10 protein-coding genes and 1 riboswitch are annotated in these 10610 nt (G+C 67.8%); of the genes, 5 read left to right on the top strand and 5 right to left on the bottom strand.

The features are described from left to right. The coding region (locus tag B2J89_RS13335) for an ornithine cyclodeaminase (protein WP_169169579.1) at positions 1 to 729 on the bottom strand (729 nt) is incomplete at its 3' end. A gap of 114 nt (positions 730 to 843) precedes the next feature. On the opposite strand from B2J89_RS13335, the gene B2J89_RS13330 reads away from it, so the two are divergent. Beyond that, positions 844 to 1275, top strand: a complete 432-nt coding sequence (locus tag B2J89_RS13330) for an Lrp/AsnC family transcriptional regulator (RefSeq protein WP_169169578.1) — start codon at positions 844 to 846, stop codon at positions 1273 to 1275. A gap of 128 nt (positions 1276 to 1403) precedes the next feature. Next, positions 1404 to 2372: a tripartite tricarboxylate transporter substrate binding protein gene (locus B2J89_RS13325; protein WP_169169577.1), complete on the top strand. Its 969-nt coding sequence runs from the start codon at positions 1404 to 1406 to the stop codon at positions 2370 to 2372. 21 nt (positions 2373 to 2393) lie between these two features. Here B2J89_RS13325 and B2J89_RS13320 read toward each other — a convergent pair whose 3' ends face one another. Beyond that, entirely contained in the window at positions 2394 to 3302 is a 909-nt protein-coding gene (locus tag B2J89_RS13320; RefSeq protein ID WP_169169576.1) for a LysR substrate-binding domain-containing protein, read from the bottom strand. Positions 3303 to 3450: 148 nt separating this feature from the next. Between B2J89_RS13320 and B2J89_RS13315 the strand changes: the two genes are divergently transcribed. Then, a complete protein-coding gene (locus tag B2J89_RS13315; RefSeq protein ID WP_169169575.1) occupies positions 3451 to 4437 on the top strand; it encodes a tripartite tricarboxylate transporter substrate binding protein in 987 nt (328 codons plus the stop codon). Between the two features lie 94 nt (positions 4438 to 4531). Further along, positions 4532 to 5821: a hypothetical protein gene (locus tag B2J89_RS13310; RefSeq protein WP_240965017.1), complete on the top strand. Its 1290-nt coding sequence runs from the start codon at positions 4532 to 4534 to the stop codon at positions 5819 to 5821. Between the two features lie 156 nt (positions 5822 to 5977). Here B2J89_RS13310 and B2J89_RS13305 read toward each other — a convergent pair whose 3' ends face one another. From B2J89_RS13305 to B2J89_RS13295, 3 genes are all read right to left on the bottom strand, one after another. Further along, positions 5978 to 6778: an HAD-IIB family hydrolase gene (locus B2J89_RS13305; protein WP_169169573.1), complete on the bottom strand. Its 801-nt coding sequence runs from the start codon at positions 6776 to 6778 to the stop codon at positions 5978 to 5980. Positions 6779 to 6788: 10 nt separating this feature from the next. Continuing rightward, positions 6789 to 8423, bottom strand: a complete 1635-nt coding sequence (locus tag B2J89_RS13300; protein WP_169169572.1) for a peptide chain release factor 3 — start codon at positions 8421 to 8423, stop codon at positions 6789 to 6791. 119 nt (positions 8424 to 8542) lie between these two features. After that, positions 8543 to 8776 (bottom strand): hypothetical protein, encoded by a 234-nt coding sequence (locus B2J89_RS13295; RefSeq protein WP_169169571.1) that lies wholly within the window; start codon positions 8774 to 8776, stop codon positions 8543 to 8545. A gap of 194 nt (positions 8777 to 8970) precedes the next feature. Then, positions 8971 to 9054: riboswitch (S-adenosyl-L-homocysteine riboswitch) on the top strand. 74 nt (positions 9055 to 9128) lie between these two features. Here B2J89_RS13295 and ahcY point away from each other — a divergent pair. Then, positions 9129 to 10562 (top strand): adenosylhomocysteinase, encoded by a 1434-nt coding sequence (gene ahcY, locus B2J89_RS13290; protein WP_169169570.1) that lies wholly within the window; start codon positions 9129 to 9131, stop codon positions 10560 to 10562. The last annotated feature ends 48 nt before the right edge of the window (positions 10563 to 10610 follow it).

Here is a 10610-nt window from a genome sequence, read left to right as displayed (position 1 = left end):
GCCGCGCAGCACGTCGGCGTGCAGCTCGGTCTTGCCGGGGCAGTCGCCGCCGACGGCGTTGAGGTGCATGCCGGGCTCGACCATGCCGGGCGTGAGGATGGTGGCGCGCGCCTTGTCGGCGGTGGCCGTGGTGACGATGTCGGCGCCGCGCACGGCTTCGGCCGTCGAGGCCGCGCGCCGCACGCGCAAGGCCGGCGCGGCGGCCGCCAGGTTGCGCACCAGCTTGTCGGTGGCCGCACGGTCCACATCGAACACGCGCAGCTCGGCGATGCCCAGCAGCGCGTGGAAGGCCAGCGCCTGGAATTCGCTTTGCGCGCCGTTGCCGATCAGCGCCATGCTGCGGCTATCGCGCCGCGCCAGCGCGCGGGCCGCCACGACCGAAGCGGCGGCGGTGCGCAGCGCGGTGGTCAGCGTCAGCTCGGCCAGCAGCAGCGGATAGCCGGTGGCCACTTCGGCGAGGACGCCAAAGGCCATCACCGTGGGCAGGCCCTGCGCCGGGTTGAACGGGTGGCCGTTGACGTATTTGAAGCTGTAGTGCGTGGCGTCGGCCACCGGCATCAGCTCGATCACGCCGCGCGCGCTGTGGCTCGCGGTGCGCGCTGACTTGTCGAATGCGGGCCAGCGCGCAAAGTCGGCTTCGATGCGCTCGGCCAGCAGGGCCATGAAGCGCGGCACGCCGATGCCGTGCACGAGGTGGGCGAGCGTGGGCAGGTCAATCAGGCGGGTCATGGCAGCGTCTCCGGGGGCGTTGCCCGATTCTGGCGCGGTGCTGTGCCAACACATAGCCAGCAAAACGGCACAAATGCGGATAAAAATAGCGAAATGCTTCAGGGAGCTGGCGTTATGGGCAAGATGGACGACACCGACCGCGAAATCCTCGGCATCCTGCGCGCCAACGCGCGCACGCCCGTCGCCACGCTGGCGCAGCGCCTGCGCGTGTCGCGCGGCACGGTGCAGAACCGCCTGCGCAAGCTCGAAGACAGCGGCGTCATCGTCGGCTACACGGTCCGGCTGCGGCCCGACTCAGAGCCCCAGCGCATCCGCGCCTGGATGAGCATCGCCGTCGAAGGCAATGCCGCCCCCGAGGTCATCCGCGCGCTGCGCGGCGAGCCGCTGGTCGGCACGCTGCACACCACGAACGGCCGCTGGGACATCGTGGCCGAGCTGCGCGCCGAAAGCCTCGAGGCCTTCGACAGCGCGCTCGGCCGCATCCGCCAGACGCCCGGCATTGCCAACACCGAGACCAGCATCCTGCTGTCGACCTACAAGGCCTGAGCGGGCCGCGCCGGGGCGGCATTGGCGCCTGGGCGACAGCAGGGCAGGGTTTTCGGCCTATCGCGGCCGCCGCAGGTGCGCTGCAATGCGGCCTCGCTTCTTTTTTCACCCTGACACAAGGAGACGCTATGCAGCGCCGCCATCTCATCCAACTCGGTGCCACCGCCCTGGTCGCCACCGCCCTCGGCGCCCAGGCCCAGGCCACCGGGTTCCCGACCAAGCCCATCAAGCTCGTGATTGCCTTCCCGGCCGGTGGCCCGACCGACATCACCATGCGCGCGCTGGCCGACAACGCCAGCCGCATCCTGGGCCAGCCGGTGATCGTCGACAACAAGCCCGGCGCTGGCGGCACATTGCCTGCGCAGGCGCTGCAGACGGCCGCCGCCGACGGCTACACCGTAGCGCAGATCCCGCTCGGTGTGTTCCGCCTGCCCTACACCACCAAGATCAACTGGGACCCGGTCAAGGATATCAGCTACGTGATCAACGTCACCGGCTACGCGTTCGGCATCGTCGTGCCGGCCGACTCGCCGCTCAAGACCTGGACGCACTTCGTCGCCTGGGCCAAGGCCAACCCGGGCAAGCTCAGCTACGGCTCGACCGGCACCATGACCAGTCCGCACCTGACGACCGAGTTGATCGCGCAGCAGCTCGGCATCGAACTGCTGCACGTGCCCTACAAGGGCAGCGCCGACCTGATGCAGTCCATTCTGGGCGGCAACATCATGGCCGCGGCCGACTCCACGGGCTTCGCCCCGCAGGTCGAGGCCGGCAAGCTGCGCGTGCTCAACACCTGGGGCGCCGAGCGCTTGGCCAAGTTCCCCGATGCGCCCACGCTCAAGGAGCTGGGCCTGGACATCGTGCAGAACTCGCCGTTCGGCATCGGCGCGCCCAAGGGCACGCCGTCCGCGGTGGTCAAGCGCCTGCACGACGCTTTCAAGCAGGCCATGGAGCAGGACGCCTACAAGGCGGCCCTGGCGCGCTACGACATGGTGCCGATGTACATGGGCAGCGCCGCCTACCAGAAGTTCGCGCAGGACACGTTCGCGCGCGAGAAGGCGCTGATCGAGAAGCTGGGCCTGGCGAAGGCGCAATAACGGCGCCGCGCCCGCAGCGCTTCAGCCGGCCGCGCCGCGCAGTGCCGCGAAATGCGCCTGCAGCAGGGCCGCGAAGCGCTCGGCCATGGCCGAGGGCGCGGACTGCGGCGGGAAGGCCAGCACCACTTCCACCGGGCAGCGCGGCTGCAGCGGCACGGTGCGCAGCTGCGGCGCAAACACCGCAGCCACATACGGGTTGACCACGCCCACGCCCGTGCCTTGCGCGGCCAGCATGCAGATCGTGGCGGAATAGGTGGTCTCGACCGTGGAGGCCGCCGCGATGCCATGCTGCTGCATGGTGTCCTGCAGCTGCAGGTAGATCTCGTCGTCGGCGTGCAGGGTCAGCAGCACCTGGCCCTGCAGGTCGCGCACGTGCAGCGCCTTGCGCGCGGCCAGCGGGTGGGCCGGGTGCATCACGCAGACGGCGTTGCCGCGGTGCAGCGTGGTCGCATCGAGCTGCGGATGCCGCATGGCCATGGTGCTCAGCGCCAGGTCGAACTGGCCGTGCAGCAGGCCCTCGCGCAGCTGTGGCGTGCCAATGGTCTGCAGGCTGACATGCACGTCCGGGTGTTGTTGCAAAAAGGCGTGCACCACGGCCGGCATCACGCTCAGGCCGAGCGCGGGCGTGCAGCCCAGGCGCAGCTCGCCGGTGCCCGACTGGCGCAGCGTGGCCACGTTCTGCTCGATGCGCTCGAGCCCCAGAAAGTGGCGCTGGACGGTCTGGAACAGCTCGCGCGCCTCGTGCGTGGGGCGCAGCCGGCCCTTCTGGATATCGAACAGCTTCAGGCCCGAGGCCGACTGCATCTGCGCCAGCAGCCGGCTGATCGACGGCTGCGTGGTGTGCAGCATGGCGGCCGCGGCCGTCGTGGTGCCGGTCTGCATGACGGCGCGAAAGGCCTCGATCTGGCGAAAGTTCAGGGGGCGCGGCATGGCAGGGCAGGGCGGGAAGACGCTGCGCAATGTATATCAAAACGGTATGGGTGACCGAAGAAATTGAATTTTCAAGAATTCCCGCCGGCTCCTACACTGCATTTTTCCCAACCATGGCGCGCCCGAACTGGCCGCACAGGAGACACACATGAAGATGCAATGGACCCGCAGGAGCGTGGCACTGGGCGCGCTGGCGCTGGGCCTGGGCGCCATGGGCGCAGCCACCGCCGCCGAGCCGGCCTTTCCGGCGCGGACCGTGCGCATCATCGTGCCGTTCACGGCCGGCGGCAGCTCGGACGTGCAGGCGCGCATGCTGGCCGACCGGCTCGGCCGCCTGTGGGGCCAGCCGGTGGTGGTCGAGAACAAGCCCGGCGCGGGCGGCCACCTGGGCGGCAAGTACGTGGTCGACCAGCCGGCCGACGGCTACACGCTCATGGTGGGCTCGATCGGCCTGCACGCGGCCTACGGCATCTACAAGAAGCTGCCGTACAACCCCGCCACCGACCTGCGCCTGGTGACCGTGCTGGCCGAAATGCCGCACGTCGTCGTGGCCTCGCCCGCGCTGCCCGCCAAGGACCTCAAGCAGCTCACCGACATGGCCAAGAAGGCGCCGGGCACGGTCAACTTCGGCTCGGCCGGCGTCGGCTCGTCGGTGCACATGATGGGCGAGCTCTACAAGCTGCAGTCGGGCGCGCCCATCGTGCACGTGCCCTACCGCGGCAGCTCGGCCGCGCTCAACGACCTGCTGGGCGGCCAGATCCAGCTGATGTTCGAAAACCCGCCCACCGTGCTCTCGCACATCCGCGGCGGCAAGCTGCGCGCGCTGGCCGTGACGGGCAAGGAGCGCCTGGCCGCGCTGCCCGACGTCCCCACCGCCACCGAGGCCGGCATCTCCGGCTTCGAAGCGACCTCGTGGACCACGGTGGCCGTGTCCTCCAAGGTGCCGCAGGCCGTGGTCGAAAAGATCAGCGCCGACGTGCGCAAGGTCGTCAACACGCCCGAGTTCCGGAAGGGCCTCGAAGACCAGGGCATGAGCGCCGTGGCCAACAGCCTGGCCGACGCCACGCGCTTCGTGACCAGCGAAAAGACCCGCTGGGACCGCGTGATCCAGGAAGGGCACGTCTCGGCCGATTGAACGCGCACACGGGCCGCGCTGGCGCCCCCTGTGCCTTGTGCTGCCCGGCCCGCTGCCGGGCAGATGCTTTTTTGCTGTTGCATTGTTGATTCCCATGACCCCTGACACCCCCGCCTCCGCCGCCCCGTATGTGCCCTGCCGCCGCGTGGGCGACGGCAGCCAGCACCACTTCTTTGGCTACTACAACAAGTCCAACTGGGACCGCGGCAATCGCCTGGTGGCCGGCCAGCGCACGCCCTGGATGGACCAGCTCCTGACGCCCGATGCGAAGGCCACGATCGGCTACTTCGACACCGGGGACGGCGACCGCTTCCACGCCGTGGGCGAGACCTATGCCTGGAACTGGCAGATGGGCAGCCAGCTGCAGTGGCTCGACGGCGCGCCGGGCCGCCAGCTGGTCTACAACGACCGCACGGGCGACAGAGCGGCGCGCTACCCGGGCTTTGGCGCCGTGGTGGTGGACATCGACACGCAAGCGCGCCGCGTGCTGCCGATGCCGGTCTACGTGGTCGCGCCCAGCAGCGCCTGGGCGCTGTCGGTCGACTACCGGCGCCTGTACGTGACGCACGAGACCATCGGCTACAGCGAAGCGGGCGGCCCGTGCGAGCTGCCGCTGGCGCCTGCGGACGACGGCATCTGGCGCATGGACGTCGCCACGGGCGCGGCGCAGCTGCTGGTCAGCTACGCCCAGCTCAAGGCCTTCCACCATGTACCGTCGATGGACAAGGCGATCCACTGGGTCAGCCACATCGAAGTCAACCCGGCCTCTTCGCGCATCCTGTTCCTGCACCGCTGGACCGAGCGCGTGAAGGACGAGACCTGCTTCCTGCACCGCCTGGTCACCATGAACCCCGACGGTTCGGGCATGCGCCTGCTCGAATGCTCGGACCACCCGTTGCCCCAGCTGGCCGACGATTTCGACCCCGGCGCCGTCGGCACGTTCGACTACGAAAAGTCCGAATACCAGATCTCGCACCCGCTGTGGCAGGACGACGAGCACATCATCGTCTGGGGCCCGCACGCGGGCGAGATCCACTACCACCTCTACCACGATGTGGACGGTGGCGCCGTGCAGGTGATCGGCCGCGGCGTGCTGGTGGAGAACGGCCACATGACCTTCTCGCCCGTGAGCACGCGCTGGATGCTCAGTGACACCTACCCGGACGACCAGACGCACGAGCGCTTCCTGTTCCTGTTCGACATGCAGACCGGCGAGCGCCGCAACCTCGGCAGCTTCTACGCCACGCCCGATCTGAGCAAGGAAAACCGCTGCGACCTGCACCCGCGCTGGAGCCGCGACGGCCGCCAGGTGTGCATCGACTCGGTGCACGAAGGCCAGCGCCAGATGTACATCCTCGACGTGTCGTCCATCGTCGGCGCCTGAAGCAGGCACGCCATGAAAAAGCCCGCACGGTGGAGGCCGTGCGGGCTTTTTCAATTGCAGGAGCTGCCTGCACAGTGCGGGCGCGGGTTTCAAGCACTTTTACTGCCCAAAGCCAACGGATGCCGGCGCTGGTAGCTATGCCTTGGATAGCGCGCTTCAGCGCGTGGACAAGATGGCCTGCACCAGCTCGATGAAGCCGTCGCCGCGCTCGCTCGGCGTGACGTAGCGCGGCAGGTGCGCCAGCTGCGGCACGAAGCGCGCAATGTTGGCCACGCCAAAGCTGTGCGGCATGTGGGCGAACATCAGCTGGTCGTTGGTCGAGTCGCCAATGTAGGCCCAGCGCTCCAGGTCGGCGTCGAGGTCCTTGCCGAACAGCGTGCGCACGATCCAGCGCGCGCCTTCGAGCTTGTTGTGCGCGCCGAACCAGCCGTTGATGTGGATGCTGCTCACCGTGGCGTTCATGCCGGCGGCGCGCATCAGGGCCACGCACTGGTCGATCTGCGCCTGCGGCAGGTGCGTGAATTCGCTGTGGTCGATCGCAATGTCGGTCTCGCGCCCGGCCGAGTCGGTGGCGCGCACGGCGCCGGGCACCGTGGCCTCCATCTCGGCGAGCACCTGCTGCATGCGCGCAAAGTTGCGCGTGCGCGTGGCCTCGTCCTGCTGGTAGAGCCGGTCGAGGCCACCGCCGGCATTGCGGCGCAGCGCCACGGCACCGTTCTCGGCCACGATGGCGTCTACGGGCCAGGCCTGGGCAAAGGGCTCGCTCCAGCCCACGGGGCGGCCCGTGATCGGCACCACATGCAGGCCCGCCGCGTGCAGGTCGGCCAGCGCCTGCACCACGGGCGGCGGCACCAGGCCTTCGGTGGTCAGCGTGTCGTCGATGTCGGTGAGCACGCCCAGCAGCTCGCCGGGGGCCGGCGCGGGCCATTCGCTCAGAGCGCGCAGGAAGGCTGTCATGGCGGCGCGCTCAGTGGTTGGTGTCCAGCGCCAGGCCCGCGTGCTCGCGCAGCGGGTGGAAGTGGATCTTCGGAAAGCGCTCCTGCGCCAGGCGCACGTCGTACGGCGAGGTGCACAGGTAGGCCAGGGTGTTGGCCGCGTCGTGCGCCAGGCGCAGCGGGTAGGCGTCGGTGAAGGCGCGCAGGTCGGCGCTGCTGTCGGCGGTGATCCAGCGCGCGCCCGTGTACTGGCAGCCTTCAAGGCGGATGTCGGCGTCGTATTCGGTCTTGAGGCGGTGCTGCACGACCTCGAACTGCAGCTGGCCGACGGCGCCGAGCAGCATGTTGCCGCCCGCGTCGGGCTTGAACACCTGGATCGCGCCTTCCTCGCCGAGCTGGGCCAGGCCCTGCTGCAGCTGCTTGGTGCGCAGCGGGTTCTTCAGCACCACGGTCATGAACATCTCGGGCGCGAAGAACGGCAGGCCGGTGAACTGCAGCGCCGCGCCGTCGGTGATGGTGTCGCCGAGCTGCACGCCGCCGTGCGTGGTGAAGCCGATGATGTCGCCGGCATAGGCTTCTTCGACCGCCTCGCGGCGCTGGCTCATGAAAGTGACGACGCTGGTCGGGCGCAGTTCCTTGCCGGTGCGCTGCACCTTGAGTTTCATACCGGGCGTGTACTTGCCCGAGGCCAGGCGCACGAAGGCGATGCGGTCGCGGTGGTTGGCGTCCATGTTGGCCTGCACCTTGAAGACCACGCCCGAGAAGCCCTCGTCTTCGGGGTGGATCGTCTTGATGACCGGCTGCTTGTGGACCTGCAGCGTGCTGACGCGCGGGCCCGGCGGCGGCGACATGTCCACCACCGCGTCGAGCACTTCCATCACGCCGAAGTTGTTGACGCCCGAGCCAAAGAACACGGGCGTGAGCTTGCCGGCCAGGAAGGCCTCGTGGTCCCAGGCGGCCGAGGCGCCGACGGCCAGTTCCATGCTCTCGAGCGCATGGTCAAAGGTCTGGCCGAAGCGTGCCCGCAGCCTGTCGGCCTGCGCTAAGGGAATGACTTCAAAGTCCTTCGGGCCGCGGTCGCTGCCCGGGGTGAACACCGTCATGCTCTGCGTGCGCAGGTTGATGATGCCGCCGAACGACTTGCCCTGGCCCACCGGCCAGGTGATGGGGCAGCAGGGCATGCCCAGCTCGCGCTCGACCTCGTCGAGGATGTCGAGCGGGTCGCGCACCTCGCGGTCCATCTTGTTGACGAAGGTGATGATGGGCGTGTCGCGCTGGCGGCAGACCTCGATCAGGCGGCGCGTCTGCGTTTCCACGCCGTTGGCCGCGTCGATCACCATCAGCGCCGAGTCGACGGCGGTGAGCACGCGGTAGGTGTCTTCGCTGAAGTCCTTGTGGCCGGGCGTGTCGAGCAGGTTGATGACATGGTCGCGGTACAGCATCTGCATGACCGAGCTGGCCACCGAGATGCCGCGCTGCTTTTCGATCTCCATCCAGTCGGATGTGGCGTGGCGGCTGGCCTTGCGGCCCTTGACGGCGCCGGCGATCTGGATCGCGCCCGAGAACAGCAGCAGCTTTTCCGTCAGCGTGGTCTTGCCTGCGTCGGGGTGGGAAATGATGGCAAAGGTGCGGCGGCGCCGGGTTTCGGCAAGGAACGGTGCGGACATGCAGGGAGGGGCCGCGCAGCGAAGCGGGCGGCACGGTCAAAAAAAGGTTGGAACCGCCCGATTATCCCCGCGTCGTGTGCCGCGGGCCGCGCCCCGCGTGGCGCGCGGCCGGGCGGCGCTTACTTGGCCGGTGTGACTTCGACCTTGGGCACCGTGATGGTCTTCTCTTCCGTGGTCACGTGGACGTCCGGCGTCTTGACATCGTATTTGGGCAGCGTGACATCGCCCGACTGGGTTTTTTCCACCTCGTACTTGGGCAACGTGACATTGCCTTCCTGGGTTTTCTTCACGTCGCAGGCCGCAAGGCCTGCCAGGCCGATGGAGGCGATGGCGATGGCGATCAGTTTTTTCATGGCGGGGATTCTTTCTGTTCAAGAAGGTGGAACGAAATGCCGGTCACAGGGATCGGCCGGGATCACGCTGTCGATTGAAAGGGCATCGGCGCGCCCCGGCTGTAGGAATGCCGACCGCGCAGGTGTCGGCTGTGGCCCTGCGCTGCACGCGGACTGAGCCGGGTCTGCCGTGCGGCTGTACTAAAATGGCCAGCTTTTCCGAGGAGCGTTGCAGCGCCTCCCACCAGCGTGGGGCGTGAGGCTCGGAACCTGTCCCCCCGCAACGACGCTCATCCACTTCTCGTGTGGTGAGCTTGGCTTTTCTTTCTCTCCCCCGGCAAGTGGTTTTCCTGAATTCGTTTTGGAGCACACCATGAACGCACGCCTGAATACCGACTTGAACGCCGATTGCGCGATCACCGACATCGCCCTGGCCGACTGGGGCCGCAAGGAAATCCGCATCGCCGAGACCGAGATGCCCGGCCTGATGGCCATCCGCGAGGAATTCGCCGCCAGCCAGCCCTTGAAGGGCGCACGCATCACCGGCAGCCTGCACATGACGATCCAGACCGCCGTGCTGATCGAGACGCTGCAGGCGCTCGGCGCGCAGGTGCGCTGGGCCTCGTGCAACATCTTCTCGACGCAGGACCACGCCGCCGCCGCCATCGCCGCCAGCGGCACGCCGGTGTTCGCGATCAAGGGCGAGTCGCTGGCCGACTACTGGGACTACACGCACCGCATTTTCGAGTTCGGCGCTCAGGGCGCTGAAGGCGAAGGTCCGAACATGATCCTCGACGACGGCGGCGACGCCACCATGCTGATGCACCTGGGCCAGCGCGCGGAAAAAGACCTCTCGGTGCTGGGCAAGCCCACGAGCGAGGAAGAAACCATCCTGTTCGCCGCCATCCGCGCCAAGCTGGCCGCCGATGCGACCTGGTACACGCGCAAGTCCGCCGAGATCATCGGCGTGACCGAAGAGACGACGACCGGCGTGCACCGCCTCAATGAAATGAGCGCCAAGGGCACGCTGCTGTTCCGTGCCATCAACGTCAACGACTCGGTGACGAAGAGCAAGTTCGACAACCTCTACGGCTGCCGCGAGTCGCTGGTCGACGGCATCAAGCGCGCCACCGACGTGATGATCGCCGGCAAGGTGGCTTGCGTGGCCGGCTACGGCGACGTGGGCAAGGGCTCGGCGCAGGCGCTGCGTGCCTTGAGCGCGCAGGTCTGGGTGACCGAAATCGACCCGATCAACGCCCTGCAGGCGGCGATGGAAGGCTACAAAGTGGTGACGATGGAATACGCCGCCGACAAGGCCGACATCTTCGTCACCACCACCGGCAACCGCGACGTGATCCGCCACGAGCACATGGCCGCCATGAAAGACCAGGCCATCGTCTGCAACATCGGCCACTTCGACAACGAGATCGACGTGGCGTCGATCGAGAAGTACGAGTGGGAAGAGATCAAGCCCCAAGTCGATCACATCACCTTCCCCGACGGCAAGAAGATCATCCTGCTGGCCAAGGGCCGTCTGGTGAACCTGGGCTGCGGCACCGGCCACCCGAGCTTTGTCATGAGCGCTTCGTTCGCCAACCAGACCATTGCGCAGATCGAGCTGTTCACCAAGCCCGATGCCTACCAAGCCGGCAAGGTGTATGTGCTGCCCAAGTCGCTGGACGAAAAAGTGGCGCGCTTGCACCTGCAGAAAGTCGGCGCCATGCTGACCGAACTGACCGACGCACAGGCCGCCTACATCGGCGTGGAAAAGACCGGGCCCTACAAGGCCGACACCTACCGCTACTGATCCGGCGCCCTTGGCTGATGCGTTTTTAGGAGCTATCAGCGCATACGG

The organism is Acidovorax sp. SRB_24, from assembly GCF_012931925.1.
This window is presented reverse-complemented; position numbering and strand designations above follow the sequence as displayed.

What these genes read in the sequence shown, in the direction of transcription:
- B2J89_RS13330 (WP_169169578.1), top strand. Translation starts at nt 844, where the DNA reads ATGGGCAAGATGGACGACACCGACCGCGAAATCCTCGGCATCCTGCGC.
- B2J89_RS13325 (WP_169169577.1), top strand. Translation starts at nt 1,404, where the DNA reads ATGCAGCGCCGCCATCTCATCCAACTCGGTGCCACCGCCCTGGTCGCC.
- B2J89_RS13320 (WP_169169576.1), bottom strand. Translation starts at nt 3,302, where the DNA reads ATGCCGCGCCCCCTGAACTTTCGCCAGATCGAGGCCTTTCGCGCCGTC.
- B2J89_RS13315 (WP_169169575.1), top strand. Translation starts at nt 3,451, where the DNA reads ATGAAGATGCAATGGACCCGCAGGAGCGTGGCACTGGGCGCGCTGGCG.
- B2J89_RS13310 (WP_240965017.1), top strand. Translation starts at nt 4,532, where the DNA reads ATGACCCCTGACACCCCCGCCTCCGCCGCCCCGTATGTGCCCTGCCGC.
- B2J89_RS13305 (WP_169169573.1), bottom strand. Translation starts at nt 6,778, where the DNA reads ATGACAGCCTTCCTGCGCGCTCTGAGCGAATGGCCCGCGCCGGCCCCC.
- B2J89_RS13300 (WP_169169572.1), bottom strand. Translation starts at nt 8,423, where the DNA reads ATGTCCGCACCGTTCCTTGCCGAAACCCGGCGCCGCCGCACCTTTGCC.
- B2J89_RS13295 (WP_169169571.1), bottom strand. Translation starts at nt 8,776, where the DNA reads ATGAAAAAACTGATCGCCATCGCCATCGCCTCCATCGGCCTGGCAGGC.
- ahcY (WP_169169570.1), top strand. Translation starts at nt 9,129, where the DNA reads ATGAACGCACGCCTGAATACCGACTTGAACGCCGATTGCGCGATCACC.